Origin of the sequence: Bradyrhizobium acaciae (assembly GCF_020889785.1) — a bacterium.
Classification (GTDB): Bacteria; Pseudomonadota; Alphaproteobacteria; order Rhizobiales; family Xanthobacteraceae; genus Bradyrhizobium; species Bradyrhizobium acaciae.
Window position 1 is genome coordinate 38,801 of the sequence record NZ_JACMYK010000010.1, and the last position, 26,769, is coordinate 65,569.

Consider the following 26,769-nt stretch of genomic DNA (forward strand, 5'->3'; position numbering starts at 1 on the left):
CGCTTATGGCCGTAGCATCGGCTAGATACGTCCTCAGGTAGGCCGTCGTTACCGATTCACAAGGCAACTCAGTCTACCTCAAATCCGGCGAGGCAGGACGTGAATGTCCTGTAATCCCGGGAGATAGAATGTTTGGGGCTTCAAAGGCAAGTTCAGTTTGGAACGATTCTTGAGGGAAGATCAGCTATTTCAATCACTTATATGACAGCCAAACGTGATCGCCCGCTTTCCTCGATCGAGGTCCGCAGCGCCGCCGGCGACCCGCGCCGGGGCTGGCTGACGGCCGACGGCTGGACGGTTCCCGTCGCACTCGGACGCGGCGGAATCCTCGCCAACAAGCGCGAGGGTGACGGCGGCACGCCGCGCGGCATCTTCCATCCGCGGCAACTCTGGTGGCGCGCCGACCGGCACCGGCGCCCGCCGACCTTGCTGCCGACCCGGCCGATCCGTCGCGAGGATGCCTGGTGCGAGGATCCCGCTGACCGCCATTACAACCAGCCGATCCGGCTCGACCGGGAGCAAGGCGGCGACCGCCTGACGCGCGAGGATCATCTCTACGACTTCATCGTCGAGATCGACCACAACGCCGCACCGCGCGTCGCCGGCCGCGGCAGCGCCGTGTTCCTGCATCTGGCGCGGCCGAATTTCGCGCCGACCGCAGGCTGCGTCTCGATGACCAAGGCATCGATGCTGCGGCTGTTGCGGCGGATGTCGCCGCAGACAAGGATCATCATTGAGTAGAGAACTGAGCATCGGTTTTCCCACGCGACAAGCGCGACGCGTTTGTGCTGAGATCGCGCGCAAGACAAAAACATTCCCGCGGGAGCGAACCGACATGCTCGACAACAACCAGATCGCGGCCGCGCAAAAGTTCTGCACGGGCATTGGCATGCCGGAACAAAGCTCGGCGCACTCGACGGCACAATGCGGCCACGCGATCGCGCCGAGGGCTATGCGGTGCAGGCTTGGCTGGAACAGACATCGCGCGAAAAACTGTTTGGCTGGAAGATCGCGGCAACCAGCGCGGCGGGCCAGAAGCACATCAATGTTGCCGGACCGCTCGCCGGGCGTATCCTTGCGGAGACGTTGATACCGGATGGCGGCACTGCGTCGATGACGGGCAACGAGATGCGCGTCGGCGAGCCCGAATACGCATTCCGCATGGCGCGTGATCTCACACCGCGCACCACGCCCTACAGCGCGCAGGAGGTGCTGGAGGTGGTCGACACACTGCATCCGGCGATCGAGATTCCGGATTCGCGTTTCACAGACTTCGTCGCCGCCGGCGAGGCGCAGCTGATCGCCGACAATGCCTGCGCGCATCTGTTCGTGCTCGGACGCGCAACGTCCGCAGACTGGCGCGCGATCGACCTGGTCGAGGAACGCCCGATCATCACGCTGCGCGGCGAGCGTTACATCGGCCACGGCAAGAACGTGCTCGGCGATCCCCGCGCAGCGCTCGCCTGGTGCGCCAACGAACTGCGCGCGCTCGGACTGACGTTGCGGGCGGGCGAGGTGGTCACCACAGGCACGTGCCACCCCCCGCTCCCGATCGCCGCCGGCGACGTGTTCGCGGCCGATTTCGGCGCGATCGGAAAGGTGTCGGTGAAGTTCGCGTAGGCTCGCCACACACGCTGCTGTCGTCCCTGCGAAAGCAGGGACCCATAACCACCGAGGTTAGTTGTTGCCCGCCGATCTGGCCGCGTGCCCCTTGCAGTGGCCGCGGCGTATGGGTCCCTGCTTTCGCAGGGACGACACTCGTTATGCGGCTTCAGTTATGCGGCTTCGTTCTCGTGCCGAAAATCGCCGACCCCACCCGCACATGGGTGGCGCCCATCGCGATCGCCACGGCGAAATCGGCGCTCATCCCCATCGACAGATTTGTCAGCCCATTGCGCGCAGCGATCTTGGCGCAGAGCGCAAAGTGCGGCGCCGGCGCCTGGTCGACCGGCGGGATGCACATCAGGCCAGCGATCTGCAGCCCGTATCTGTCGCGGCACGCCGCGATGAAGGTATCGGCGTCCTGCGGTGCGACGCCGGCCTTCTGCGGCTCCTCGCCGGTATTGATCTGGACGAACAGTTCCGGGTGCTTTTGCTGAGTTTTGATTTCCTTGGCTAACGCTTCGCAAATGCTCGCGCGGTCGACCGAATGGATCGCATCGAACAGCGCGACCGCCTCCTTGGCCTTGTTGGACTGCAACGGCCCGATCAGATGCAGCTTCAAGCCCGGGTTGGCCTGGATTAACTCCGGCCACTTGCCTTTGGCCTCCTGCACGCGGTTTTCGCCAAATACGCGCTGTCCGGCGTCGATAATCGGCAAAATTGCGTCGGCTGCGAAGGTCTTCGACACCGCGATCAGGGTCACCGAGGCGCGGTCGCGTCGCGCTTCCTTGCAGGCATGAGCGATCTCCTGCTCCACGACGGAGAGGCCAAAGGCAGGGTCATGTGGTGAATCGGCCGATAACGGCGTGGTCGGGCTTTGCGTCATGCTTGTGCCGTTCTCTGACAGGTGCGGGGGTTGGCTCGAATTTTACCAAATTCGGGAAAGGCTTTTTGAAGCCCTGCATTTTACCCTGCGCCCGGGCAAGGGAATAGAATGTCGGGCGTCACTTTCAACCGCAACCGGGTCAGACTCAAGAAGGTTCTGGGCATTCGTGCCCGGCTGGCCTTGCTTGCGCTGATGCTGGTCGCGCCCCTGATGCTCGATCGCGTCCGCACGCTGGAAGATTCCCGCAGCAAGCAGATCGCACAAGCCTCGGCAGGGTATGCCAGCCTCACCGCGCAGGCCGCCGAAACCCAGCGCGAGGTGGTCTCCTCGGTCGAGACCATGCTGAAGTCCGCCGCCTATATCCGCGCCTCCGGCGGCATTGCGCAGAGCTGCGAAGTGCTGCGCGCCAGCCTGCCGACGGTGCTGCCCTGGATCCGCAGCATCATGTTCGTCTCCAGGGACGGGCTCGTGCAGTGCTCCACGCTCAACAGCCAGGTCGGGCTCAATGTCGGCGACCGCGAATATTTCAAGAAGGCGCAGGACAACCGCGGCTTCGTGTTCAGCGACTATCTGCGCGGCAGGACCAACGGCCGGCCGATGATGATGGCCGCCTATCCGGTGGCCGCGATCAATCCGGAGCTGGATTCCGTCGTCGTCTCCGGCATCAACATCGACTGGCTGTCGCAGATCATGGCTAATCTCGGCGGCCAGCCCGGCATGTCGGCCGTGCTGGTCGACTCGACCGGCGTCGTGGTCGCGGCGCCCGCCGACCATGCGAGCCTGATCGGCCGCTCGCTCGACACCATCCCGCTGATGTCGGCGATTGCGGAGAAGGCGCTGAGCTACGACGAGCCGTCCGGCTCGGTGTCGTTCACCGCGTCCGACGGCGCGCAGCGCACGCTGAGCTTCGCCCGCATCGCCGGGACGCAGTCCCGGCTGATCGTCAGCATGGACGAGGCCAAGGTGACGGCGGCGATCAACCGCGAGATCCGCACCGCCTATCTGCAGCTCGGCTTCGTCTGCCTTTTCGTTTTGTTGGGTGCGCTCGTCGGCGCGGAGCGGCTCGTGATCCATCCGATCGAGCTGATGACCGGCATGGCGCGGCGGTTCGGCGAAGGCGACTGGTCGGCACGCGTCGCCAAGCACAAGCTGCCTTCGGAATTCGTGCCGCTGGCGCGCGCCTTCAACGCGATGGCGGCCCAGCTCAGCCAGCGCGAGCGCGAGCTGGTCGCCTCCAACGATCGTCTCACGGTGATGGCGTCGATCGACGCACTGTCCGGCCTCGCCAACCGCCGTGGTTTCCAGAGCCGGCTCGACTTCGAATGGATGCGGGCACAGCAGTATGAATGCGAGCTGTCGCTGATGATGATCGATGTCGATCACTTCAAGCTCTACAACGACACCTACGGCCATCCCGAAGGCGACGCCTGCCTTACCAGGATCGGCGAGGTGCTGTCCGGAATCGCCGCCGACACGATGGGCTTTGCCGGCCGCTATGGCGGCGAGGAGTTCTGCCTGTTGCTGCCGAACACCGATGCCGCGCATGCGCTCGCCATCGGCGAGACGGTGCGATCAGCGGTGCTCGGCCTCGCCGTGCCGCATGCGCCCTCGAGCTATTGCGTAGTGACCGTCAGCGTCGGCGTCGCCACGACCAAGCCGAACGACACCCAGCGCCCCGGCGACCTGATCGAAGCCGCCGATGCCGCCCTCTACGCCGCCAAGCGCCGCGGCCGGAATGCCGTGATCGAGCACGGCTTCCTGCAGACGCTGGACGAAGCCGGGATGGCCCTGGCGAGCTGAGGCGCTGCCTGTATCAGTGCGTTTTCGAGCGACGTGGACACCGGTTCGCGTGTCCGCGTTTATGCTGCGGCGTATGGGTCCCTGCTCTCTTCGCAGGGACGACGCCTATTGCGCGGCAGCACTTGCGACCACCGCACGCACCACGGCGGAGCCGGCCACGCTTCAGCCGTCACCTCCCCTGATCAATTCATCGGCCCGGCGGAGCGCGGCGCTTGTGTTTGGCGGCGGGCGCGGCCGGCTCCGGCGTTGCCTCCTTCACGCCACCGATCCTGCGCAACGCGGCGTCGGCGGCGCGTTCGCCGCTCTCCCAGGCGCCGTCGACCGTGCCCCACAGCGTCTCATGCGTGGCCTCGCCCGCGAGATACATCGCGCCGATCGGCTCGCTCAGGATCCTGCGCGAAAACTGTGCGCCGGGTGCTGCGGCCGACATCGCACCTTGAATGAAGGGCTGTGCATTCCAGCGCGTCGTGCTGGTCTTCTTCACGGCGGCACCGACCTCGCTGCCATAGAGCCTGGCCAGCCATTCCACCGCGAACGCAGCCATCGCCTGCTCGCCCTGCGCGGACAGGTCGCGGCCGAACGAACCCGCGACGTCGATCGTGCACAGCGAGGAGCCGGCGATATTGCCGTAGAGCAGCGCCGTCCTGGTCGAATTGCTCTGCTCGATGACGACGTCGTCACGCGACAGCCCGAGCGGATTGCCGGGGATCTGCAGCGCGATGCGGTCGTAGCTGCCGAGGGTCAGCTTGGCGGCGGCATCCAGCGCACGCTTCGGAAGCTCGGGTGCAAACTTGATATTGCCGCTGGCGAGCACATTGCTCGACACGGTGACGATGGCGGCGCGCGCCGTGATCTTGCCGGAGGGCGTCTCGACCATCACGTCGCGGTTGCTCCACAGGATGCGCTGTGCCGGCGTCGACAGCACCAGCGGCAGCCCCTCGCCGAGCTTTGCGATCAATGCGCCGAGCCCCTGGCGGCACGCGATCGCGGTGTTGCGATCCTGCGCGCGCACCTTGTCGGCGGCGGAGAGGTCCTTCAGATCCTTGCCGCTGAAATTGGCGCCGAGCAGGAATTCCGCGGTGCCGGCCCAATCGCCGAGATCCTTCGGCATCGCTGCGGCACAGGCGATATCGGCCTTGCGCGCCGCATCGTCGATGGCGCGATTGGCACGCACCAGCGCCGCCAAGAATTCCTCGGTCTCGCCGGGACGGGCGTTGCGCCGGCCGATGCGGATCTTCTGGCCCGCGGGCGCGGTGACGATGTCGAGGCCGGCGGAGCGCGCGAGCCGGATCATCGGATTGGTTTCAGGATTGTGCATCCAGCGCGCGCCACGGTCGAACGGGACGCCGAATGTCGACGCATCGGTCTGGCAGCGGCCGCCGACCTGGCTCGCAGCCTCGACCACGATCACCTTGCGGTTTGCGGCGGCGATCCGTCGCGCCGCGGCAATGCCTGCGGCGCCGGCGCCGATCACGACGATGTCGGCCTCGCGCGGCGGCGGCGCAGCGACAGCCCGGCCGCCCAGCGCAGGCACCAGCGCAAAACCTGCGGACGCCGACAGGAAATCGCGGCGGGTCACTGTCATGGCTTAGCTTCTGGCATGGTTTCCGGGGACTTGCAGGGAATGGGAACGCTTCGCGAACTGTGCCGCATCTCACCGACCGCAGCAACCATCATGGTAAATCAATCATGATTGATCCGCCGTTGGCATGAACTAAATTGCAACGGCTTGCGACCATGATTAAGTGAACACAAGCGGTCGTAGAACCGCTGGGGGGAATCCATGGGCGTAATGCTCGATACCGTCGGTAAATGGATCGCGGGATACCTGTCGAAGGAAGTCCCCGGTTACGAACCGTTCACGCCGAGTGACCCGGACCATCTGCGGAGCATCCTGCAGCCCGGCGATGTGCTGCTGGTCGAGGGCAACAACCGGATTTCCGGCATCATCAAATACCTGACGCAGTCGACCTGGTCGCACGCTGCGCTGTTCGTCGGCCCGATCGACGGCGCGTTCGAGCCGGACGGCGAACAGCATGTGCTGATCGAGGCCAATATCGGCGAAGGCGTGACCTCCGCGCCGCTGTCGAAATATCTGGCCTATCACACCCGCCTCTGCCGTCCGGTCGGACTGTCGTTCGAGGACCGCACCACGGTGTGCCGCTACGCCATCAACCGCATCGGCTTCGGCTACGACACCAAGAACATCGTCGATCTCGCGCGCTATCTGTTTCCGTTGCCGATCCCGCAGCGCTGGCGCCGCCGCATGATCGCATTCGGCTCCGGCGATCCGACCAAGATCATCTGCTCGGCGCTGATCGCGCAGGCGTTCGACGCCGTGCGCTATCCGATCCTGCCCAAGATCACGCGGGCGGCCAGCCGCAAGGCGCGCCGCGAGATCCTGCATATCCGCGATTCCTCGCTCTACATGCCGCGCGACTTCGACATCTCGCCCTACTTCGAGGTCGTCAAACCCACCATCGTGCACGGTTTCGACTACACGGCCCTGCACTGGGCCGACAAGCAGAAGCCGCTCCAGGAGGTAGCGGGCGAATTCGGTGTGTTTCCAGAATCGCCGCCGCTTGTTCCTGAAGCGACTGACGAAGAGGCGACGCTTCCGGCTGCGGAAGTGATCGCGGCGGAGACCGCGCCGGCGTGACGGGCGCCGATGTCAGGATCGGAGAAATCGCGTGTTGGCCGCGTCGACCAAGACCTTCGTCGCATCGCCCGGCTTCGTCGTTGAGTTCGCATTGCTGCATCACTAGGGTGCACGCGCTTCAGGCTTGGTTTCATTCGGTAGTTTTACGGTGCTTTCGATCATAGATTTCTCGGCGATGGCTGCGGCGTCGGAGAAGGACCCGGCGCGGTGGCGTCGTCCCTTCATCGCGTGGCTGGAGGGGATCGAGACCGGGTGGTCGATCCCGCTGCTGCTCACCCTCTTTGTCGCGATCTGGACTGCGTATCTCGTCATCGCCTATCTCGGCGCCGGCCTCCATCCCGACGTGCTCGAGACCTGGACGCTCGGCCGCCAGCTCGCTTGGGGATACCCCAAGCATCCGCCGTTGATGGGCTGGATCACGCGGGGATGGACCGCGCTCTTCCCGCTGACCGATTGGTCGCTGCAACTGATGGCGATGGTCAACGCCGGCGTGGCGCTGTGGGCGGTCGACCTGATCTCGCGCCGCTTCGTCCGCGGCGAGAAGCGGGTGATCATCCTGCTGCTGTCGATGCTGCTGCCGGTCTACCAATTCCACGCCCAGCGGTTCAACGCTAACACGGTGCTGCTGGCGGTCTGGCCGCTGGCGACCTACTGCTTCCTGCGCGCGTTCGAGGCGCCAAGGCAGCCCGGCTGGGCGATCGCAGCCGGCGCCGTCTGCGCGATCGCCATGCTCGGCAAATATTATTCGATCTTCCTGATCGCGAGCTTCGTCTTCGCGGCCGTGCTGCATCCGGATCGCTGGCGCTATCTGCTGTCGGCCTCGCCCTGGATCTCGACGCTGGCCGGCATGCTCGTGCTCGGCCCGCATCTGCACTGGCTCGCCACGACCGGCGCGACGACGTTCGACTATGCGCTGGCGCATGCCGGCACCGGTCATGTCGCCGCGCTATGGGAAGTCTCCTACTTCATCATGGGGCTGATCGCGGCGCTCTCGGTCGCGGCGGTCACCTGGGTGTTCATTGCCGGCCCGCGGCTGGCGCAGCTGCCGACGGATTTTCGCACGATCAACCCAAGGCTCCGTCTGCTGCTGCTGGTCGCGATCGGCACCATCGTGTTTCCGGCGATCGTCTCGCTTGCGGTCGGCACCGACCTGCCCTCGCTCTGGGCGGTGCAGGGTCTTTTCCTGTTCATCGTTCTGATCGTGTGCGCAACGAGCTACCCGATCGAACGCTTCTACACGGTCAACCTGACCGTCATGGTGGCGGGTTTCGCCATTCTCGCGGTCACTGTCGGCGCTCCGCTCCATGCCCTCTATCGCAATGTCTACGGCTATGAAGAGGGCCGCGGCTTCTATCATGCAATCGCGACCGAGCTGACCGCGCGATGGCGCGACGCCGCCGGAACGCCGCTCGTCGCCGTCAGCGGCGACGACGCGCTCGCCTTCGCTACGGCCTTCTACAGTCCGGATCATCCGTTCTATGCCCGGCCGTTTGCCTATCAGTACACCTGGGGCTTGCCGCGCAAGACCACGCTCGATCGCGGTTGGGCCGCGCTGTGCTTCGCCGATCAGCTGGATTGCCTGAGCTGGATGGAGCGCACGACATTGCGCGCAGCGGATGTCATTCGCTCCGAGTTCGACGCCCCGGCGACCTTGCTGGGCAGGCTCGGCCATACACGGCGGGTGGTGATGCTGCTCGTGCCGCCCACCCGCGAACCACCCGCCATGCACCCCGACGTCGAGGAGTTCAGCTCGAACCGCCGCCCGCGCATTTGATCAGAACGTGGCCCATGCGTGAGCGTGGCCAAGGGGTTCGCTACGCCGCCTTCGCCCTGGTGCCGCGCGGCAGGCCGGCGCGGGCGAGGCCGCCATAGAGCTGTTCGTTCGGCATCTCGGATTTCAGGATCGCACGCACCTCGACCAGGCGGTCGAGGTCGATGCCGGTCGGAAATCCCTTGCTCTCGCAGAGGAAGACGAGGTCCTCGAACACGACATTGCCGGTGGCGCCCGGCGCGAACGGGCAGCCACCGAGGCCACCGAGCGAGCCGTCGAGCACGCGGGCACCTTCATCGAGCGCCGCGGAGGCATTGGCGATGCCCATGCCGCGGGTGTCGTGCAGATGCACGCAGACCGGCTTCGATCCCGCGATCTTCACCGCGCCCCGCGTCAGCTCGCCGACCTGCTTCGGCCCGGCATAGCCGACGGTATCGGCGATCGCGACCATGTCGACGCCGACCTCGTAGAGCTTCTCGGTGAGGCGCAGCACCTCGTTCGGATCGACCGCACCCACGATCGAGCAGCCCAGCCCCATCGAGATCGCGGCATTGACCAGCGGCTTGTGCGCGCTGGCGTCGCGCAGCTCGCAGAGGCGCTTGATGTTATCGATCGCGGATTCGCGCGAGCGGTTGGCATTGGCCTGGCTGTGCTCCTCGGTCGCCGACACCACCGAGGCGATCTCGGCGACGCCGGACGCCAGCGCCTCGTTGACGCCGCGCTCGTTCAGCGCCAGCGCGACGCCATGCGCGCCGGGCAGCGCGGCGATGGTGGCGACGATCTCGCGGACATCGACGAATTGCGGGAAGGTCTTGGCCGGAAGGAACGAGCCGACCTCGAAATGCCGCACGCGCGCGGCATATTCGTCGCGAATCCAGCGCTGCTTCGCCGCGGTGGACGGGAACGTCTTCACCAGCTGCAGGCCGTCGCGCAGACCGACTTCGCGCAGGCTCACTCTGTCATTGGGATAGATATCGTGGACGCGGGTCATGTCAGCCTCACGCAGCGTTTCCGGTTGATGAAGTCTTCTGTTGTCGTGCGAGCTCGGCGCGCACCGCCTCGGTATCGGCGCCAAGCACCGGCACTTTCAGGCCTTCGCCGATATTGTGGCCGTTCCATTCGAGCGGCAGCGCGGGAACGCGGAACGGCCTGCCGTCGGCATTGACGTTGTGAACGAGGCCGCCGGGTCGCAGCACATGCGGATCCCTGAGCAGATCCTCCGGCCGGTTGATCGGCGAGAAGCAGATGTTGAGCGCGTCGAGCCTGGCCGAGAGGTCGGCCACGTTCCAGCCTTTGATCACCTCGGCGACGCGCGGGATGATCCGGTCGCGCGCCATGATGCGGTCCGTCGTCGAGCGCAACGTCGGATCGTCGGCGAATTCCGTCAGACCGAACTCGCGGCAGAAGCTCTGCCAATGGCCTTCGGTGACGACGCCGATGAAGATGCGATCGCCGCCGGCGGCATCGAAGATGTCGTAGATCGGCCAGGCATGCTCGCGCTCCGGCATCGAGCGCGGCTTGCGTCCGGTCATCTCGTACTCGACCATGTGCTGGGCGACCAGGAACAGGCAGTTCTCGAACAGGCCGATGCGGATCTCGGCGCCGGTCTGGTTGCCGCCGCGCTTCTGATAGAGCGCGGCGAGAATCGAGATCACCCCGAACATGCCGCCCATGATGTCGTTGGCGGAGGAGCCGACGCGTTGCGGCTTGTCGCGTGTGCCGGTCATCGCGGCGAGCCCCGACATCATCTGCACGACCTCGTCGAGCGCCGGGCGATGATCGTAGGGCCCGGAGAGGAAGCCCTTGTGGCCGGCGATGATCAGATGCGGATATTTCGCGCGCAGCTCGTCGGCGCCGAGCCCCTGCTTGTCGAGCTGGCCATCGCGAAAGTTCTCCAGAAACACGTCGGCACCGGCGAGCAGCCGATGCATCGTGTCGCGGTCCTCGGACTTGGCGAAATCCAGCACGACGCTGCGCTTGCCGCGGTTGAACAGCGGAAAGAACGAGACGCCCATGCCGCCGAGCGAGCGGGTCTTGTCGCCTGCGGGGGGTTCGACCTTGATCACCTCGGCGCCGAGTTGCGCCAGGATCATCCCGCAGGTCGGCCCCATCACCATGTGGGTCATCTCGACGACCCTCACGCCCTCCAGCGGCAGTCCGCTCCCGGTCATCGGTTTCTCCGTGCTCTACGCGCTCTTGTTCAGACGCGTTTTCTTCAAGCGAACCGGTACCCGCTTCGCTCGAAAACGCTTTGTGACTGGCGCAGGTTAGGCTTCCGCACGCTATCTGAAAAATATAATCTGTCGAATAGTGCATTCGTCGTTCTAGAACGCTGAACCCCATGGATTCGCGCCAGCTTCGCTATTTCATCGCGGTATACGAGCAGCGCAACCTGTCGCGGGCGGCGGATCAGGCCAATGTCGCGCAGTCCGCGCTGAGCCACCACATCGCCAATCTCGAAGCGGAGTTCGCCACGCCGCTGTTCGAGCGCAAGCCGCGCGGCATGGAACCGACCGCGGCGGGCGAGCGGCTCTATGAGCATGCCCGCATCATCCTGCGCGCGATGGCGGCGGCCGAACGCGAGATCAAGGAGGGCGGCAGCGAGATCGCCGGCGACATCTCGATCGGCATGGCCAATTCCGGCATGAAGGCGATCGGCGTGCCGCTGATGCGGACCGTGCTGACGAAATATCCGAACCTGAAGCTGTCGCTGACCGAGAGCCTGTCCGGCGCGACGCTGCTGCACCTGATGAGCTCCGAGGTCGATCTGGCGCTGGTCTACAATCCGCCGTCGGAAAAGGACCTGATCGCCGAACCGGTGCTGGAGGAGCAGATGTTCTGCGTCGGCACCGAGAAGCTTGTCGGCAAGAAAGCGCCGATCACCTTCGAGGAAGTGGCGCAGCTGCCGCTGATCCTGCTGCGGCACGGGCTATCGGCGCGTGCATTGCTGGATGACCCCGTGCCGCTGAAGCGGCTCGAGGCCAATGCCATCATGCATCTCAATTCGACCAGCGGCATGATCGGCGCGCTGACCGCGGGCCTCGGCTGCACGATCGCGACGACGCACTTCGTCAGTGAGCCGCTCAAAGCACGGCTGCTGGTCGCGCGCGAAGTGATCGAGCCCAAACTGACCCGCACGCTCTATCTTTGCCGCCTGCGCAACCGCCCGATGACCTACGTCATGGAGGAAATGTGCCGCCTGATCCGCGCCCTGATCGCAGACCAGGTCGGCCGCGGCGCCTGGGAGGCAACCCTTTTGATCTGAGATCGAAAATATCGAACGATTGCTTCGATATGTTCGTCTGGATTTCTGGCTTGCGGCTGCCAAACATGCACAACCGGCACGCCTTCGCAAGAAAGGCGGCCGTTGGACCACACGGGAGGACCATCATGAGCGCCGTCGAACTCGGCTCGGTTGCCGATCGCGTCAACACGACAAGCGGACCGGACCAGATTTCGCGACGGCTCGAGGTACTGCCGGCGTCCGGCTATGTCTGGCGGCTGGTGATCCTGCTCTCGCTCGGCGGCTGCTTCGAAATCTACGACCTGTTCTTCACCGGCTATATCGCGCCGGGCCTCGCCCGCAGCGGGCTGATGACCACGACGACGCAGGCGTTCTTCGGCTTCTCCGGCATCGGCGCTTTCGTCGCGGCGACCTTCGCCGGCCTGTTCATCGGCACCTTCTGCCTCGGCTTCCTCGCCGATCGCTACGGGCGCAAGGCCGTCTTCACCTGGTCGCTGCTGTTCTACAGCGCGGCGTCGGTGATCATGGCGTGCCAGACCACACCCGGCGGCCTGCTGCTGTGGCGCTTCATTGCCGGAATCGGGATCGGCATCGAGGTCATCACCATCGACGCCTACATCACCGAGCTGGTGCCGAGCTGGATGCGCGGCCGGGCCTTTGCGATCAACCAGGCCGTGATGCTGTCGGCGGTGCCGATCGTTGCCGCGCTGTCGTGGTGGCTGGTGCCGCTCACGCCTTACGGCATCGACGGCTGGCGCTGGGTGGTGCTGATCGGGGCCGCCGCGAGCATGATCATCTGGGTGCTTCGACTCTACGTGCCGGAAAGCCCGCTCTGGCTCGCCCGGCATGGCCGCGTCGCCCAGGCCGAGACAATCATGCGGACGCTCGAGGCCGCATCGGGTACGGCCGCATCGCGCCCTGCCCCGACTGCCACGATGGCACCGGCACGCGCACCGGTTGAAACCGGCTATGCCGACCTGTTCCGGCCGCCCTACGCCTCGCTCGTCGTGCTCTTCATGATCTTCAATCTGTGCCAGGCATTCGGCGTCTACGGCTTTTCCAACTGGGTCCCGGCGCTGCTGGTCGAGAAGGGCATCAACGTCACCAAGAGCCTGCAATATTCCTTCATCATCGCCTTCGCCTATCCGCTCGCGCCGCTGCTGGCCGCAACCTTCGCCGATCGCTTCGAGCGCAAATGGATCATCTGCGGCGCGGCGGTCGCGATCTCGGTGTTCGGCCTGGCCTTCTCGCAGCTTACGGAGCCGGTGCTGCTGATCTTGAGCGGCGTGCTGGTGACGGGCGCCAACATGACGCTGTCCTACGCCTATCACGCCTACCAGACCGAGGTGTTCCCGACCGCGATCCGGGCGCGCGCGGCCGGGCTGGTCTATTCGATGAGCCGGCTCAGCGCGACCTTCTCCGGTTTCATCGTGGCGTTCATGTTGCGAGAGGCCGGCGTCAGCGGCGTGTTCGGCCTGATCACCGCGGCGATGGTCGTCGTGATCATTGCTATCGGTGTCTGGGGACCTGAAGTCCGCGGCAAGCCGCTCGACGCCTAGAGCAGTCCGCTCGAAAACGCTCTCACCACGACACACGCGGCACTTGCCGAAGCCATATTGGGTGGCTACCTCTCGCACGTCAATTTGCAGAGGTAACCCGGTCATGTTGAACGCCGCCGTCAAGGCGCTTTCGCAAATCCTGTCGCCGCCGATGCGCACGATCCTGTGGCGCTCGATCGGGCTTGCGCTGGTCTTGATCACCGTGCTGGCGATCGGGCTGCAGCGGCTGCTCAGCTGGTTTGCCGACACCGGTGAGATCTGGGCCGAAGGCATGCTCGGCCCCAACTTCCATTCCACGCTGCACGTGCTGTCCTGGATCATCTCGATCTCGGCCGGCCTCGGCGTCGTGCTCGGCGGCATCTTCCTGATGCCCGCGATCACCTCGCTGATGGCGAGCCTGTTCGTCGACGACGTCGCCGACCATGTCGAGCGCGAGCACTATCCCGCCGACCATCCCGGCACGGCGCTGCCGGTCACGCTCGCGACCATCGAGGGCGTCAAGACGGCGCTGCTGACCATCCTGGTCTATGTGGTCGCGCTGCCGTTCGTGCTGTTCGCAGGTGCAGGCTTCATCATCTTCTTCATCGCGACCGCCTGGCTGCTCGGCCGCGAATATTTCGAGCTCGCGGCGATGCGGTTCCGCTCGCCTGATGATGCCAAGGCGATGCGCAAGGAGAACGCGGCGACCGTGTTCACGGCCGGCCTGTTCATCGCGGCCTTCGTCTCGATCCCGATCGTCAATCTGGCGACGCCGCTGTTCGGCATGGCCTTCATGGTGCACATGTACAAGCGGCTGTCGGGCCCGCGCCGCGAATTGATCGAGCCGGCGCGACGCAGCAACGTCTCCTCAATCTAGCTCGCATTCCCGCGGTACCTCGAGCGATGCCGGCACCCGGTCGCGTGCGAACGGCACCAGGAGCAATCCTGCGATCGCCACGCAGGCGAGCATCGCCCATGCCTCGTTGACGGTGAGTGCAAGCGACGCCCGCTCGACCAGCGGCCGGATGAACGCCACCGTGGCATCGTCCGGCGGACCCGGCGGCCGGTTGATCAGCAACATCGGATCGAGCCCGATCGCCTGCGCCGCGGTGATATCGCCTGCCAGCAGGCGTGCACGAAAATCCTCGCCATAGATCGGGCTTCGGCCGTAGAGGATGGTATCGATCAAGGCGATCCCGATCGCGCCACCCAGATTGCGCATCAGGTTGAACAGTCCGCTGGCGTCGGCAACCTCCGCCTCCGGCAAGTTGCCTAACGCAATGCGCGTCGGCGGCAGCAGGCAGAACATGATCGCGACGCCGCGCATGACCTGCGGCCCGAACATCTCGCCGAAATCCGCGGTGCGCGGTTGAAAGGCACTGAGGCCGAGACCGAACGCGAACAAGGCGAAGCCGGCCGCGGTCAGCAGACGCGCGCCGACGCGACTTTCGAGGATTGCCGCCAGCGGCGCGGCGACGAACTGGGCAACCCCGGTGACCAGCATGATGGTGCCGATCTCGAAGGCGTCATGGCGGCGGACGAAGCCGAGGAAGACCGGCATCAGATAGGTCGATCCATACAGGCCGATGCCGAGGCAAAAGCTCAAGCCACAACCGATCGCGAACGAACGCCGCCTGAACAGGGTCAATCGCGCGATCGGATGCGTCACGCGGAGCGTGCGCCGGATCAGCAGCGCCATCCCGACGATGCTTCCGACCAGCAAGCTCAGGCATAGCATCGAAAGCCAGCCGCGCTGCGGCGCTTCCTTCAGGCCGATCATGAAGCTTGCGAGCGCGGCCGCGAGCAGGACGAGCGAGCATTTGTCGAGTCTCGACAACGCGTGGAGATGCACGCCCTCTCTCGGCAGCAGCGACGGCGTGACCGTGGCCGCAATCGCCCCCGGGACCACATTGATCAGGAACAGCCACGGCCACGACCAGGTTTGCGTGATCCAGCCGCCGACCACGGGTCCGACGGTCGGTGCCAGCACCGCGACGACGCCGCCGATCGTGGTGGCCACCGCATGACGGCGCACCGGAAACAGCGTGAACACGGCAGAGAACACCGCGGGGATCAGGACGCCGCCGGAGAATCCCTGCAGCACGCGAAACACCAGCAGCACGGCAAAGCCGCCGCTGAAAGCGCAGCCGATCGACGCGATCGTGAACAGGCTCACGGCAACGACGAACAGCCATCGCAACGACAGCACATGCGTAAACAGTCCGGTCAGCGGGATCGCGATCACCTCCGCGATCAGATAGGCGGTCTGGATCCAGCTCATCGCCGAAGGCGAGATCGCCAGCGCATGCTGGATCGTCGGCAACGAGGTCGCAACCACCTGGATGTCGAGGATCGCCATGAACATGCCGAGGCACATCAGGAGGAAGCCGGCCCAGGTCGCGGCCGATGGACTGTCGGTTCGATGCTCCGCCCGGTCGCTCATGGCGTGCTGATGCGCGGCCAGGCGGAAACCGAGAGGGCACGGGTCTCGGCACGAATTCGGACTGCAAGCACCGCGAGATTCAGCACGGTGAAGATCAGCGCCAACGCCGGCAGATGCAGCGCGAGCGGCAGCAGCGCGATTTCACCGACGACGACGGCATAGTTCGGATGCGGGAAATATCGATATGGCCCGGATGCCACCAGCGGCGCGCCCGCCAGCACGATGATCCGCGTGGTCCATCGCGGCCCGAGCGCGGCCAAGATCCACAGCCGCAAGCCTTGCAGCACCAGAAAAGCCGCCAGCGCAGCCAGGTTGACGTCCTGGTCGCGGCCGAAGATCCACAGCGCGATCAGCCAGCCGGCGTGAACCAGCACAATGAGCGGGTAGTGATCGGCGCCGACCTCGATCGCGCCCTGCGCCAGGAGCCGCGCCGTGTTGCGGCGTGACAGCACGAGCTCGCCGAGACGTTGCAGCGTGACCAGCGCAAGGATGACCGAAGCGAAGCTCATGCCGCGTGCCTGAGCGCAACGCAGCTGAGCGTGAAGCCGGGCCCCAGCGCCGTGAGCAGCGAGCGCTGCGGCAAGCCCGTGGCGCAGGCCCGTTCGAGGACAAAGAGCACCGTCGGCGCCGACATGTTGCCGCAAGCCGCGATGACGTCGCGTTCGTGATCGAGCGTGCCCTGATCGAGCGCAAGCGCCCGCTCCAGCGCGGCGATGACCTTGGAGCCGCCGGGATGACAGAGGAAACGGTCGACGTCGTCTGTCGTCAGCTGCATCCGCGCAAGGATTTCGGCAACGGCCGACCCAAGGTGATTGCGGACGAAATCCGGAATGGTGCGCTGAAAGACGACACCGAAGCCTTCCGGATCGACCGTCCAGCCCATGATGTCGAGCGTATCCGGCCAGAGCTTTTCGCCCGCCGCCTCGATCCGCGTCGCACCGCCGTCCCCGGCGCGGAGCACGATTGCGGCGGCGCCGTCGCCGAACAGGCTGGCGGCAACGATATTCGCCTTGGTCAGTTCATCGTGCCGGACCGCGAGCGTGCAGAGCTCGAGCGCAACCAGCAGCACGTTCGCGCCCGGCCGCGCTTCCGCCAGCCGCGACGCGATCGACAGGCCCGAGACGCCGCCGGCACAGCCCAGACCGAACACCGGCACGCGCGACACGTCTGTCCGCAAACCGAGCTTACCGGCGACACGCGCCTCCAGCGTCGGCGTGGCGATGCCCGTCGAGCACACCGTGACCACGATATCGATGTCGCTGCCGATCAAATCAGCACGCGCAATCGCCTTGCGGGCGGCGTCGACGAACAGCGCCTCCGCGCCTTCGAGGAAGGCCTGCGTCCGCTCCGGCCAACCGCGCCGTTCGAGGTACCATTCGATCGGCTTGACGCCATAGCGATGCTGAATGCCGGTGTTGGCGAACAGGCTGGAGAGCGTCTCGAACTCGGGATAGCGGTCGGCGAGAAGATTGCGCGCGGCCTGCAGAACTTGTCCCTGATGGAATAGATGCGGTGGAACCGCCGTCGCCATGGAAACAAGCGCGGCCGTCTGCTTGGTCTCGGTCATCGTGGCTCCAGTTCCCCCGGTTGTGGAACCACGCGACGTGCAAAATATTTCAGGCGGCGCCGACATCAGCCGCGCGCTGCATTCACTATAAATTGACCCAGCCTGGTGGTGAAACGCCGGTCAGGAAGCGGCGGTGTCTCGTTTGCGGAGCAAGTTCTTCACGAAGCCGAACGGCACCGGCGACAGTGGGCCCTGCGGCGCACGCGTGATCAGGGCGATCAGGAACAGCGCCAGCATCGCGAGCCAGAAGCACAGCCAGAAGCCGTCAATATAGGCGAGCGTGTTGGCCTCGCGCTGCACCAGCGCCGCGAGCGTGCCGACGGCCCGCCCCATCGCCGTCCCTATGCCGTGGCCGGAGAATTCACCCGCCAGGCGCTTCAGCAGTTTCACGACGTCGACATCGCCGTTCTGAACATGCTGTCCGAGATAGTTCGAATGGATCTGCTCGCGGACGCGCAGCCAGGTGCCCATCAATGCGATGCCGATCTCGGCGCCGCCGAGCCGCATGATCTGGATATAGGCCGCGAACGCCGTGGCCCGCGACGGATCGGAGTTGGCGAGCGCCATGATGATGATCGGCAGCAGCGTGAACGCCTGCCCGACCGACGCCAGCAGAACGATGCCGACAAAGTCCTCGCGCGCCCAGACATGGCTCAGCTGCGTGCCCCAGAGATTGGCGGCGGCGAATGCCGAGAAGCCGAGCACCACGACGATGCGCGGATCGAGATGGCGGAGCAGCAGGATCGAGATCGGCACCAGCACGAACATCGGCAGCGCGCCGTAAGTGAACAACAGCGCGCCCGACTGCTCCGGCCGCAGCGCGGCGACGGTGCCGAGGAAATTCGGCACCAGCGACGAGTTCGACAGGCCGGTCAGCGTGTAGAGCAGGATGACGATCAGCGAGAGCCCGATATTGCGCGAGAACAGCACGTTGAAATGCGCCCAGGGCCGGCGCGCCACCATCTCGTTGATCATGAAGGCGACGATCAGGAGCCCGCCGCCGATCAGCAATGCCATCACCGTGCCCGACGACAGCCAGTCCAGCCGGTTGCCCTGGTCGAGCCCGGCATAGGCCATCGAGACTCCGGTGCCGAGAAGCAGCATGCCGCCCCAATCGGCATGGTGCAGCAGTTCGCGATTGACCGGCTCCTTCGGCGTACCGAGATAGACCATCAGCCCCATCAGCGGTGCGATCACCACGCCCTGCCAATACAGCCACTGCCAGCCGAGGTGCTCGACATAGAAGCCGACCAGCGAGCTCGACGAGTCCAGCGCGAAGCCGACGCGGATCGAATACATCGCGATTGCTGGAATCCACCAGCGGATCGGCAGGTTGCGCAGGATGATCATCAGCGTCGCCGGCACGAAGGTGCCGAGCAGCATGCCGTGCGCGATGCTGAGCGCGATCAGCGTCGTGTAGTCGCGTACGAACGGGATGGTCAGCGAGACCACGGCGTAGACCAGACTCGGGATTCCGAGCACGCGGCGCAAACCGAACACGGTGGCGAGCCAGGCCACCGCAGGCGCGACGAAGATCTGCGAGCCGATCGCCGCGGTCGAGAGCCAGGCGCCCTCGTCGAAGGTGAGCGAGAACGCGCCACGCAAATCTGGCAGGCCGATCGTGGTCAGACGGCTGTCGAAATTCGCCAGGAACGCGCCGAGCAGCCCGGCCACGACCGCGAACAGCGGATAGCGCGCAACGTCGCCACGCGAGACCGGACCGCGTTCGCGATCGTCACTTTCCGCCATTGGCGACCGCCTCGCCGGTGTTGATCCGCGTCACCACCGACATGCCCGGCAGCAGCCGCTCGAGCAGCGGCTGGCCCTTGTCGAACTGAATCCGTACCGGGATGCGCTGTACCACCTTGGTGAAATTGCCGGTGGCGTTGTCGGGCGGCAGCAGCGCGAACTGCGATCCGCTCGCCGGCGCGATGCGCTCGACGACGCCACGAAGCCTCTGGCCGGAGAACGTGTCCACCGTGACCTCGACCGGCTGGCCCGGTCTGACGTTGGTCAGCTGGGTTTCCTTGTAGTTGGCGATCACATAGACGTTCGGCAGCGGCACGACATTGACCAAATTGGTGCCGATGTTGACGTAGTCGCCCGGCTGCACCTGGCGCTCGCCGGTGACGCCGTCGAATGGTGCCGCGATCCTGGTGTAGCCGAGCTTGAGTTTGGCCGATGCCAGCAGGGCCTTGGCGGCGTCGAGGTCGGCGGCGCGCTGCTTCTTGGTGCCTTGCAGGACCTCGAGCTGATGGCGCTGCGCTGCGATCACCGCGCGGCTGGCCTGCACGTCGGCCTCCGCCTTGGCATAGGATGCAGTGGCCTGCTCGAGCCGCTGCCGCGTGCCGGCGTCGGTCTGCGACAGTGACTGCTGACGTTCTTCCTCCTGGCGCGCCAGAGTCTGCTGCGCCTCCGCGGACAGCCGCGAGGCCTCGGCCTGCGCGATGGTCGCATATTGCAGCTCGACCTGGGTTGTTGAGGTTGTCGAGCGCGGCCTGGGCACCGACCACGCCGGCTTCGGCCTGCGCGACCTGCGCCTGGTAGTCGGCAGGATCGATCTGCACCAGCAGATCGCCGGCCTTGACGCGCTGGAAATCGGAAACCGCGACCGTGAGCACTTCGCCGGACACCCGGCTACTGAGCTGGGTCAATTCGGCGCGCACATAGGCGTCATCGGTGGTCTGGATCGTGGCGCTGCCGGTCCATCCGTTCCAATGCGTCGTCGCCACTACGACGAACACCAACGCGACGAGCACCGCAAACAGCGGAATGGCGAAGCGTCCCCAGAAGCCGCTGGCCGCAGGCTGCGGCTTGGCTGGTGCCTGGACTGGAGCAGTCGCAGTCACTTGCGACGGACCATCTTGAACCTGCTCTGCCACGCTACACTCCTCAAGTCACGCGCCGGAACGCCAAGCCTGGTAACACTTGATGACGATGATGCCTCAGACCGTCTTCTCCGGCCACCGGCAGAGATCATTGATCAAACACACTTCGCAACGCGGGCCGCGGGCGAGGCAGGTATAGCGACCATGCAGGATCAGCCAGTGATGGGCGTGCAGCATGAACTCCGTCGGGATCACCTTCTCCAATCCCAGCTCGACCTCGAGCGGCGTCTTGCCCGGTGCGAGACCGGTGCGGTTGCCGACGCGAAACACGTGGGTGTCGACCGCCATCGTGTGTTCGCCGAACGCCATGTTGAGCACGACATTCGCGGTCTTGCGGCCGGCACCGGGCAACGATTCGATTTCGGCGCGGGTGCGCGGCACCTGGCTGCCGAATTCGGCGATCAGCTTCTCGGAAAGCGCGATGACGTTCTTGGCCTTGTTGCGATAGAGCCCGATGGTCTTGATGTACTCGCGCACTTTTTCTTCGCCGAGCTCAAGCATCTTCTCCGGCGTGTCGGCGATCTCAAACAACGGCCGCGTCGCCTTGTTGACACCGGCATCGGTTGCCTGCGCCGACAGCACCACCGCAACCAGCAGCGTGTAGGGGTTGAGATGCTCGAGCTCGCCCCTCGGCTCGGGATTGGCTTTGCGGAACCGATCGAAGACCTCGTAGACCTCCGCCGCCGTCCATGGCTTTGGCTTTGCGATTTTCTTGGCGATCTTCTTGGCAGGCTTTTTGGCCGCCTTCCCTGCCGCGCGTTTGGGCAGCGGCGTTGCCGCTTTCGCGGCTTTCTTGTTCGGCGCGGACTGAACGCTTGACGCGCCGGCGCGTTGAGGACGGATGATTTTGGCCATGAACGGGATATACTGATACGTCATGACCGCAGGCAACGACTTTGATCGGAGCGATGACCTCAGGGCCGATGACCTCGAGGTGAATGCGCCTGAGGCGGAGCCGAAGCTGTTCTCGGCGCTGCTGACGCCGCACCGCTCGCTGAACCGCACGGGCTTTATCGTGCTGATGTCGTTCGTCACCGTGATCAGCTTCATCGCCGGCGCGGTGTTCTGGTGGCTGGGCGCCTGGCCGATCTTCGGCTTCTTCGGCCTCGACGTGCTGGTGATCTACTGGGCGTTCAAGGTCAATTTCCGCACCGCCAAGGCGAGCGAGGAGATCACCGTGACGCCGTCGGAACTGCGGGTGCGCCGGATCAGTCACCGCGGCCATGTGGCCGAATGGGTGCTCAATCCACTCTGGGTGCGGTTCGAGCAGATCTCGCATGAGGAGTTCGGCATCGAACGGCTTTATCTGGTGTCCCGCGGCCGCCGGGTCAGCGTCGGCAGCTTCCTCAGCCCGGACGAAAAGGCCAGCTTCTCCAAGGCCTTGACGGCGGCGCTGAATACCGCGAAACGCGGCCCGACCTACAACCCCGTCGCCTAATCGCGCTCCTTTTTGAGCATGATCTTGTCGGAAAACCGGTCCCCACTTTTCCGGATCATGCTTGTCAGAAATCGGGTGGTTTGGACGCGCCATGGCTCCTAAATCAGACACCATGATGACACTCGCCATACATGACCAGCGCCTGGCCAAGCCGGGCCTCCAGAGCGCCGCGCTGCGCGACTATGATTCGGTGCGGCGCGCCATCGCGTTCATCTCGGAACACTGGCGCACCCAGCCGACCATCGAGGCGATGGCCGATGCCGCCGCAGTCACGCCGGATGAACTGCACCATCTGTTCCGCCGCTGGGCCGGGCTGACGCCGAAGGCCTTCATGCAGGCGCTGACGCTCGATCACGCAAAGAACCTGCTGCGCGATTCCGCCAGCGTGCTCGACGCGGCACTCGACTCCGGTCTTTCAGGACCGGGACGACTGCACGATCTGTTCGTTACGCACGAGGCGATGTCGCCAGGCGAATGGAAGACCGGCGGCGGCGGCATGACGCTGCGCTACGGCTTCCACCCCTCGCCGTTCGGCACCGCGATCGTGATCGCGACCGACCGCGGGCTCGCAGGCCTTGCCTTCGCCGACCACGGCGGCGAGCAGACAGCGTTTGCCGACATGAAGCGGCGCTGGCCGAATGCGACCTATGTCGAGGACACCGCCGGCACCACTGCGTTGGCGCAGCGCGTGTTCGATACAAGCTTGTGGCGGGCTGACCAGCCGCTGCGCGTTGTCTTGATCGGCACCGACTTCGAGGTGCGGGTGTGGGAAACGCTGCTCAAGATCCCGATGGGCCGTGCGGTCAGCTATTCCGACATCGCCTGCAAGATCAGCAATCCGAAGGCCTCGCGCGCCGTCGGCGCCGCGGTCGGCCGCAATCCGGTGTCGTTCGTGGTGCCCTGCCATCGCGCCCTCGGCAAGAGCGGCGCGCTGACCGGCTACCACTGGGGCATCACCCGCAAGCAGGCGATGCTGGGCTGGGAAGCGGGACAGGTCGGATTGCACTGATCGCCGCGAGCGAAACCTACGGTCTCTCACCGTCGCCCTGAGGTGCGAGCGGAGCGAGCCTCAGGATGACGGATCAGACGTTGCTTACCCCGCCAGATCGACCTTGGACGCGACGGTGGAATCGGCATTGAGCCGATAGACCACCGGCGCGCCGGTCGCGAGCTCGCGCTTGAGGATCTGCTCCGGCGTCAGCTTTTCCAGCACCATGATCAGCGCGCGCAGCGAATTGCCGTGGGCTGCGATCAGCGTGCGCTGGCCGCGCAGCACGCCGGGCAGGATCTCCTGCACATAATAAGGCAGCGTGCGTGCCAGCGTATCCTTCAGGCTTTCGCCGCCGGGCGGCGGAACGTCGTAGGACCGGCGCCAGACCAGGACCTGGTCCTCGCCCCACTTCTTGCGGGCGTCGTCCTTGTTGAGGCCGGAGAGATCGCCGTAGTCGCGTTCATTGAGCGCGAGATTCTTCGTGGTCGGCAATCCGGTCTGGCCGATCTGCTCCAGCATCAGCTTCAGCGTGTGCTGCGCGCGCGTCAGGTCGGAGGTGAAGGCGACATCGAACGACAGCCCCTGCGCCTTCAGCTTGCGACCGGCGTCCTTGGCTTCAGCGATGCCCTGCTCGGTGAGATCAGGGTCCTTCCACCCGGTGAACAGGTTCTTCAGATTCCATTCGCTCTGACCGTGACGAACGAGCACAAGAAGACGATCACTCATTTCAGATTCCGTTTTCGCTTAGATGGATTTCGTCGAGCGATCTCAGTCGTTCAACCCGAGAACGTCGGTCATGGAATACATGCCGGGCTTCTTGCCATGCGCCCACAGCGCAGCCTTCAGCGCGCCCTGCGCGAACAGCGCGCGATCCTCGGCATGGTGCGACAGCGTGATGCGCTCCGAGGGGCCGGCAAAGATCACGCTGTGATCGCCCGCCGCGGTGCCGCCGCGCAGCGAGGCAAAGCCGATATCGCCGGCACGGCGCGCGCCGGTCAGGCCATCGCGGCCGCGTGCCGAATGCTGATCCAACGCGATCTTGCGGCCGGCAGCAGCGGCTTCGCCGAGCATCAGAGCGGTGCCCGACGGCGCATCGATCTTGGACTTGTGATGCAGCTCGAGAATTTCGATGTCAAAGCTCTGGTCGAGCGACTGCGCGACGCGCTTGACCAGCGCGGCAAGCAGATTGACGCCAAGGCTCATATTGCCCGACTTCACCACGATGGCGCGGTCGGTGACGCTGCGGATCACCGCATCATCGGACTGCGACAGGCCAGTGGTGCCGATGACATGAACGAGGCCGCGCTCGGCCGCGATCGCGACATTGGCGATGGTCGCGGCCGGCACGGTGAAATCCAGGATGCCGTCGGCAGCCGCGGACATCGACCATAGATCGGCCGACAGCTTGACGTCATTGGCGGGAAGGCCGGCGAGCACGCCGGCGTCCTTGCCGAGCAGCTCCGAGCCGGGCGCTTCCAGCGCGCCGACCAGCACCGCTCCCGGGGTTTCGGAAATCACCCGCGTCAGCGTGCGGCCCATCCGGCCGCCGGCTCCCGCAACAATCAGACGCATGTCAGCCATGGCTCACCTCTCCAAGCCGTATAGCGAGCCATGGCTGTTCCGGCAACCGAGCCCGCCCCGGCTATGGGCTATTGTGACCTTCGATGATGATGAGGTCGGCGATCGAATGCGGCTGCCGCACCTTGATGTTGGCCTGGTATTCGGGCGAGTTATAGCAGGCGAGCGCGGTCTCATAGTCCGGGAATTCGATCACGACGTTGCGCGACCGGCTCTGGCCCTCCACGGTGGCGAACTTGCCGCCGCGCACGATGAACTTGCCGCCGAACTTCTGGAAGATGGCCGGGTTGGCGGCCATGTAGGGCTTGTAGCCGTCCTCGTTATGAACGTCGACGCGTCCAATCCAGTATCCCTTCGCCATCTCTGTTCTCCCGTGTTGTTGGTTCAGGCGAGCGCCTGGGCGATCTCGGTGTGAATGGCTTCGGCGACGGCCTTCGGATCGGCGGCCTCCATCACCGGACGTCCGACGACCAGATAATCGGCGCCGGCAGCAATGGCGCGCGCCGGCGTCATGATGCGCTTCTGGTCACCGGTCGCCGAGCCCGCCGGGCGGATGCCGGGGGTCACCAGGTTCATCTGATCGCCGATGATCTTGCGCAAGGCGCTCGCTTCCTCCGGCGAGCTGACGAGGCCGTCGACACCGAGCGCCTGCGCCTGCCGGGCGCGCGCTTCGACGAGATCGGAGACGTTGAGGCGATAGCCCGCGGCGTGAAGGTCGCTGTCGTCATAGGAGGTCAGCACCGTCACCGCGAGGATCTTCAGACCGGTGCCGGCGCGGGCCTCGACCGCCGCCTTCATGGTCTGCGGATAGGCATGCACGGTGAGGAAGGTCGCGCCGAGAGTAGCGACGCTTTCGACCCCGCGGGCAACGGTGTTGCCGATGTCGTGCAGCTTGAGATCGAGAAAGACCTTCTTGCCGCGGCCTGCAAGCTGCTTCGCCAGCACGAGACCGCCGGCGTAACCAAGCTGATAGCCGATCTTGTAGAAGGTGACGCTGTCGCCGAGCCTGTCGATCATCGCCTCGGCCGCAGCGACCGACGGCAAATCGAGCGCCACAATCAACCGGTCTCTTGGAGCGATCCCTGGAGCGATCTGGGCTGGCTGCATGTCACCTCACATCATGCGTTGGGAATGGTCGATCAGCTGTCGCACCAGCGCCCGCATCGCATTGATGTCGCCCTGGTGCTTCAGACGATCCATATCGTCATAGGCCTGCTCGGCGAATGACAGCGCGAGCTGGTTCGGGATCACGGTGGCGTGGCAAGCGGTCAGGATCAGGCGCAGCGCTGCCAGCGCACGGGTGCCGCCGAGGCGGTTGCCGGATGCCGCTGCCATCGCGAAGGCGCGGCCGTGGAACACCTGGCCGCGGGCCTCGTGCGCATCCTGCACGCGGCTGACCCAGTCGATGGCGTTCTTCACCAGCGCCGGCACCGAGGAATTATATTCGGGCGTCACGATCAGCACGCCATGATGGGCGCCGATCATCCGCTTCAGATTGACGGCGTGCTGCGGCACGCCCGATTTCGCCTGCAGGTCACCGTCATAGATCGGCAGCGGAAAATCGCCGAGCGAGATGCGGGTGACGTCGGCGCCGGATTGCGCGAGCTCGTGTGCCAGCACGGCGGCCAGCTTCGCATTGAGCGAACCGGATCGAAGCGATCCCGGGATCACGAGGATTTTCAGCGCGGACATTTCGAAATCGCAGGTGTAGGTCGCACCCAGCGCGACGGCGCTGGAAGGTCAGCCCTTGCGATACACCCAGACCCGCGCGGGCGGAAGGTTCATCCAGATCCGCTCGGAGGCCTCGGTGGACACGCCCGGAAGCGACTTCGGAATCGGGGGCGCCACCGAATAGGTGAACTGGACGAACGGCGCGCCGGGTGCGAGCGCCAGGAAGGCATCGCGGATCAGCTTCAGGCGGGTCAGCATCGGCTTGGTGACCAGCGGCAGACCGGAGACCACGGCCGAGGCGGGTGTCTTCATGACGTCCCACAGCGTATCGCGCAGCCTGTAGGCGTCACCCTGGACCACCTTGGCCTGCGGATAGCGTTCGCGCAGCAACGCGCAGAAGCCGGGATTGTACTCAACCAGGACGAGACGCTTTTGATCGACGCCGTGCTCGATCAGCGCGTTGGTAATCGCCCCGGTGCCCGGCCCAAGTTCGACGACCGGTCCTTCGGCTTCGGGATCGACATATTGCGCCATGGTGCGGGCAAGCAGCCGTCCGGACGGCATCACCGCGCCCATATGCAGCGGCTTCTCGATCCATGAACGGAGAAAACGTACCTCGTCGTCGAGACGGAGGGGCTTCTTCGACGCACGCACGGACGATTGCAGAGGCATGTCGCTACCAGGCGGGACCGC

24 protein-coding genes and 2 pseudogenes are annotated in these 26,769 nt (G+C 65.3%); 10 read left to right on the top strand and 16 right to left on the bottom strand.

The window, feature by feature from the left end; genetic code table 11:
- Positions 1-201 precede the first annotated feature (201 nt).
- Positions 202-741 carry a L,D-transpeptidase family protein gene (locus tag H8A92_RS07205; RefSeq protein WP_229195132.1) on the top strand — a complete coding sequence of 180 codons (540 nt, stop codon included), beginning with the start codon at positions 202-204 and terminating at the stop codon, positions 739-741.
- A 94-nt stretch (positions 742-835) separates the two neighbouring features.
- Positions 836-1,620, top strand: a pseudogene (locus H8A92_RS07210) (2-keto-4-pentenoate hydratase).
- Between the two features lie 151 nt (positions 1,621-1,771).
- Here the strand turns inward: H8A92_RS07210 and H8A92_RS07215 are convergent.
- Positions 1,772-2,488 (bottom strand): YggS family pyridoxal phosphate-dependent enzyme, encoded by a 717-nt coding sequence (locus tag H8A92_RS07215; RefSeq protein WP_229195134.1) that lies wholly within the window; start codon positions 2,486-2,488, stop codon positions 1,772-1,774.
- Positions 2,489-2,596: 108 nt separating this feature from the next.
- Here H8A92_RS07215 and H8A92_RS07220 point away from each other — a divergent pair, with 108 nt between their 5' ends.
- Positions 2,597-4,288 carry a sensor domain-containing diguanylate cyclase gene (locus tag H8A92_RS07220; protein WP_229195135.1) on the top strand — a complete coding sequence of 564 codons (1,692 nt, stop codon included), beginning with the start codon at positions 2,597-2,599 and terminating at the stop codon, positions 4,286-4,288.
- Between the two features lie 187 nt (positions 4,289-4,475).
- On the opposite strand, the gene H8A92_RS07225 is transcribed toward H8A92_RS07220, so the two are convergent.
- Positions 4,476-5,873, bottom strand: a complete 1,398-nt coding sequence (locus tag H8A92_RS07225) for a flavin monoamine oxidase family protein (protein ID WP_229195136.1) — start codon at positions 5,871-5,873, stop codon at positions 4,476-4,478.
- 198 nt (positions 5,874-6,071) lie between these two features.
- On the opposite strand from H8A92_RS07225, the gene H8A92_RS07230 reads away from it, so the two are divergent.
- Together H8A92_RS07230 and H8A92_RS07235 are read left to right on the top strand one after the other, a co-directional pair.
- Positions 6,072-6,947, top strand: coding sequence for a YiiX/YebB-like N1pC/P60 family cysteine hydrolase (locus H8A92_RS07230; protein ID WP_229195137.1), 876 nt, complete (start codon positions 6,072-6,074; stop codon positions 6,945-6,947).
- 175 nt (positions 6,948-7,122) lie between these two features.
- Positions 7,123-8,721 carry a glycosyltransferase family 39 protein gene (locus tag H8A92_RS07235; RefSeq protein ID WP_229195196.1) on the top strand — a complete coding sequence of 533 codons (1,599 nt, stop codon included), beginning with the start codon at positions 7,123-7,125 and terminating at the stop codon, positions 8,719-8,721.
- Between the two features lie 40 nt (positions 8,722-8,761).
- Here H8A92_RS07235 and H8A92_RS07240 read toward each other — a convergent pair whose 3' ends face one another.
- Together H8A92_RS07240 and H8A92_RS07245 are read right to left on the bottom strand one after the other, a co-directional pair.
- A complete protein-coding gene (locus H8A92_RS07240; RefSeq protein ID WP_229195138.1) occupies positions 8,762-9,709 on the bottom strand; it encodes a beta/alpha barrel domain-containing protein in 948 nt (315 codons plus the stop codon).
- Positions 9,710-9,716: 7 nt separating this feature from the next.
- Complete coding sequence (locus H8A92_RS07245; RefSeq protein ID WP_229195139.1) at positions 9,717-10,889, bottom strand: CaiB/BaiF CoA transferase family protein; 1,173 nt, start codon at positions 10,887-10,889, stop codon at positions 9,717-9,719.
- A gap of 170 nt (positions 10,890-11,059) precedes the next feature.
- On the opposite strand from H8A92_RS07245, the gene H8A92_RS07250 reads away from it, so the two are divergent.
- The 3 genes from H8A92_RS07250 to H8A92_RS07260 all read left to right on the top strand — a co-directional run bounded on the left by H8A92_RS07250 (position 11,060) and on the right by H8A92_RS07260 (position 14,377).
- Positions 11,060-11,983 (top strand): LysR family transcriptional regulator, encoded by a 924-nt coding sequence (locus H8A92_RS07250; protein ID WP_229195140.1) that lies wholly within the window; start codon positions 11,060-11,062, stop codon positions 11,981-11,983.
- 125 nt (positions 11,984-12,108) lie between these two features.
- Positions 12,109-13,521, top strand: coding sequence for an MFS transporter (locus H8A92_RS07255; protein WP_229195141.1), 1,413 nt, complete (start codon positions 12,109-12,111; stop codon positions 13,519-13,521).
- A gap of 103 nt (positions 13,522-13,624) precedes the next feature.
- Positions 13,625-14,377 carry a sulfate transporter family protein gene (locus H8A92_RS07260; RefSeq protein WP_229195142.1) on the top strand — a complete coding sequence of 251 codons (753 nt, stop codon included), beginning with the start codon at positions 13,625-13,627 and terminating at the stop codon, positions 14,375-14,377.
- On the opposite strand, the gene H8A92_RS07265 is transcribed toward H8A92_RS07260, so the two are convergent.
- The 6 genes and pseudogenes from H8A92_RS07265 to nth form a co-directional block, all read right to left on the bottom strand.
- Positions 14,369-15,943, bottom strand: a complete 1,575-nt coding sequence (locus H8A92_RS07265) for a DHA2 family efflux MFS transporter permease subunit (protein WP_229195143.1) — start codon at positions 15,941-15,943, stop codon at positions 14,369-14,371. The genes H8A92_RS07260 and H8A92_RS07265 overlap by 9 nt on opposite strands.
- Positions 15,940-16,452, bottom strand: coding sequence for an isoprenylcysteine carboxyl methyltransferase family protein (locus H8A92_RS07270; RefSeq protein ID WP_229195144.1), 513 nt, complete (start codon positions 16,450-16,452; stop codon positions 15,940-15,942). The genes H8A92_RS07265 and H8A92_RS07270 overlap by 4 nt, the downstream gene beginning before the upstream one ends.
- Positions 16,449-17,510: a type III polyketide synthase gene (locus H8A92_RS07275; RefSeq protein ID WP_229195145.1), complete on the bottom strand. Its 1,062-nt coding sequence runs from the start codon at positions 17,508-17,510 to the stop codon at positions 16,449-16,451. The genes H8A92_RS07270 and H8A92_RS07275 overlap by 4 nt, the downstream gene beginning before the upstream one ends.
- Positions 17,511-17,630: 120 nt before the next feature.
- Positions 17,631-19,259 (bottom strand): MFS transporter, encoded by a 1,629-nt coding sequence (locus tag H8A92_RS07280; protein WP_229195146.1) that lies wholly within the window; start codon positions 19,257-19,259, stop codon positions 17,631-17,633.
- Positions 19,246-20,392 (bottom strand): annotated as a pseudogene (locus H8A92_RS07285) (HlyD family secretion protein). Before H8A92_RS07285 ends, H8A92_RS07280 begins: the two are co-directional and overlap by 14 nt.
- 63 nt (positions 20,393-20,455) lie before the next feature.
- Positions 20,456-21,253: an endonuclease III gene (gene nth, locus H8A92_RS07290; protein WP_229195147.1), complete on the bottom strand. Its 798-nt coding sequence runs from the start codon at positions 21,251-21,253 to the stop codon at positions 20,456-20,458.
- Between the two features lie 22 nt (positions 21,254-21,275).
- On the opposite strand from nth, the gene H8A92_RS07295 reads away from it, so the two are divergent.
- Complete coding sequence (locus H8A92_RS07295) at positions 21,276-21,836, top strand: DUF2244 domain-containing protein (protein WP_229184218.1); 561 nt, start codon at positions 21,276-21,278, stop codon at positions 21,834-21,836.
- 112 nt (positions 21,837-21,948) lie between these two features.
- Positions 21,949-22,845, top strand: coding sequence for a methylated-DNA--[protein]-cysteine S-methyltransferase (locus H8A92_RS07300; protein WP_229195148.1), 897 nt, complete (start codon positions 21,949-21,951; stop codon positions 22,843-22,845).
- An 84-nt stretch (positions 22,846-22,929) separates the two neighbouring features.
- Here H8A92_RS07300 and H8A92_RS07305 read toward each other — a convergent pair whose 3' ends face one another.
- From H8A92_RS07305 to H8A92_RS07330, 6 genes are all read right to left on the bottom strand, one after another.
- Positions 22,930-23,553, bottom strand: a complete 624-nt coding sequence (locus tag H8A92_RS07305; protein ID WP_163157884.1) for a 2,3-bisphosphoglycerate-dependent phosphoglycerate mutase — start codon at positions 23,551-23,553, stop codon at positions 22,930-22,932.
- Between the two features lie 42 nt (positions 23,554-23,595).
- Positions 23,596-24,408 carry a 4-hydroxy-tetrahydrodipicolinate reductase gene (dapB, locus tag H8A92_RS07310; protein WP_229195149.1) on the bottom strand — a complete coding sequence of 271 codons (813 nt, stop codon included), beginning with the start codon at positions 24,406-24,408 and terminating at the stop codon, positions 23,596-23,598.
- 61 nt (positions 24,409-24,469) lie between these two features.
- Positions 24,470-24,766, bottom strand: a complete 297-nt coding sequence (locus H8A92_RS07315; RefSeq protein ID WP_229184221.1) for a DUF1330 domain-containing protein — start codon at positions 24,764-24,766, stop codon at positions 24,470-24,472.
- Positions 24,767-24,789: 23 nt separating this feature from the next.
- The gene (gene pyrF, locus H8A92_RS07320; RefSeq protein ID WP_229195150.1) at positions 24,790-25,512 is read right to left on the bottom strand and encodes an orotidine-5'-phosphate decarboxylase; all 723 of its coding nucleotides are present in this window, start codon (positions 25,510-25,512) and stop codon (positions 24,790-24,792) included.
- Positions 25,513-25,518: 6 nt separating this feature from the next.
- A complete protein-coding gene (locus H8A92_RS07325) occupies positions 25,519-26,097 on the bottom strand; it encodes an NADPH-dependent FMN reductase (protein ID WP_229195151.1) in 579 nt (192 codons plus the stop codon).
- A 48-nt stretch (positions 26,098-26,145) separates the two neighbouring features.
- Complete coding sequence (locus H8A92_RS07330) at positions 26,146-26,748, bottom strand: class I SAM-dependent methyltransferase (RefSeq protein ID WP_229184224.1); 603 nt, start codon at positions 26,746-26,748, stop codon at positions 26,146-26,148.
- Positions 26,749-26,769 lie beyond the last annotated feature (21 nt).

Bases quoted from the DNA above. Each gene is read 5' to 3' on its own strand.
- H8A92_RS07205 (WP_229195132.1), top strand. From the start codon at position 202: ATGACAGCCAAACGTGATCGCCCGCTTTCCTCGATCGAGGTCCGCAGC.
- H8A92_RS07215 (WP_229195134.1), bottom strand. From the start codon at position 2,488: ATGACGCAAAGCCCGACCACGCCGTTATCGGCCGATTCACCACATGAC.
- H8A92_RS07220 (WP_229195135.1), top strand. From the start codon at position 2,597: ATGTCGGGCGTCACTTTCAACCGCAACCGGGTCAGACTCAAGAAGGTT.
- H8A92_RS07225 (WP_229195136.1), bottom strand. From the start codon at position 5,873: ATGACAGTGACCCGCCGCGATTTCCTGTCGGCGTCCGCAGGTTTTGCG.
- H8A92_RS07230 (WP_229195137.1), top strand. From the start codon at position 6,072: ATGGGCGTAATGCTCGATACCGTCGGTAAATGGATCGCGGGATACCTG.
- H8A92_RS07235 (WP_229195196.1), top strand. From the start codon at position 7,123: ATGGCTGCGGCGTCGGAGAAGGACCCGGCGCGGTGGCGTCGTCCCTTC.
- H8A92_RS07240 (WP_229195138.1), bottom strand. From the start codon at position 9,709: ATGACCCGCGTCCACGATATCTATCCCAATGACAGAGTGAGCCTGCGC.
- H8A92_RS07245 (WP_229195139.1), bottom strand. From the start codon at position 10,889: ATGACCGGGAGCGGACTGCCGCTGGAGGGCGTGAGGGTCGTCGAGATG.
- H8A92_RS07250 (WP_229195140.1), top strand. From the start codon at position 11,060: ATGGATTCGCGCCAGCTTCGCTATTTCATCGCGGTATACGAGCAGCGC.
- H8A92_RS07255 (WP_229195141.1), top strand. From the start codon at position 12,109: ATGAGCGCCGTCGAACTCGGCTCGGTTGCCGATCGCGTCAACACGACA.
- H8A92_RS07260 (WP_229195142.1), top strand. From the start codon at position 13,625: ATGTTGAACGCCGCCGTCAAGGCGCTTTCGCAAATCCTGTCGCCGCCG.
- H8A92_RS07265 (WP_229195143.1), bottom strand. From the start codon at position 15,943: ATGAGCGACCGGGCGGAGCATCGAACCGACAGTCCATCGGCCGCGACC.
- H8A92_RS07270 (WP_229195144.1), bottom strand. From the start codon at position 16,452: ATGAGCTTCGCTTCGGTCATCCTTGCGCTGGTCACGCTGCAACGTCTC.
- H8A92_RS07275 (WP_229195145.1), bottom strand. From the start codon at position 17,510: ATGACCGAGACCAAGCAGACGGCCGCGCTTGTTTCCATGGCGACGGCG.
- H8A92_RS07280 (WP_229195146.1), bottom strand. From the start codon at position 19,259: ATGGCGGAAAGTGACGATCGCGAACGCGGTCCGGTCTCGCGTGGCGAC.
- nth (WP_229195147.1), bottom strand. From the start codon at position 21,253: ATGGCCAAAATCATCCGTCCTCAACGCGCCGGCGCGTCAAGCGTTCAG.
- H8A92_RS07295 (WP_229184218.1), top strand. From the start codon at position 21,276: ATGACCGCAGGCAACGACTTTGATCGGAGCGATGACCTCAGGGCCGAT.
- H8A92_RS07300 (WP_229195148.1), top strand. From the start codon at position 21,949: ATGATGACACTCGCCATACATGACCAGCGCCTGGCCAAGCCGGGCCTC.
- H8A92_RS07305 (WP_163157884.1), bottom strand. From the start codon at position 23,553: ATGAGTGATCGTCTTCTTGTGCTCGTTCGTCACGGTCAGAGCGAATGG.
- dapB (WP_229195149.1), bottom strand. From the start codon at position 24,408: ATGGCTGACATGCGTCTGATTGTTGCGGGAGCCGGCGGCCGGATGGGC.
- H8A92_RS07315 (WP_229184221.1), bottom strand. From the start codon at position 24,766: ATGGCGAAGGGATACTGGATTGGACGCGTCGACGTTCATAACGAGGAC.
- pyrF (WP_229195150.1), bottom strand. From the start codon at position 25,512: ATGCAGCCAGCCCAGATCGCTCCAGGGATCGCTCCAAGAGACCGGTTG.
- H8A92_RS07325 (WP_229195151.1), bottom strand. From the start codon at position 26,097: ATGTCCGCGCTGAAAATCCTCGTGATCCCGGGATCGCTTCGATCCGGT.
- H8A92_RS07330 (WP_229184224.1), bottom strand. From the start codon at position 26,748: ATGCCTCTGCAATCGTCCGTGCGTGCGTCGAAGAAGCCCCTCCGTCTC.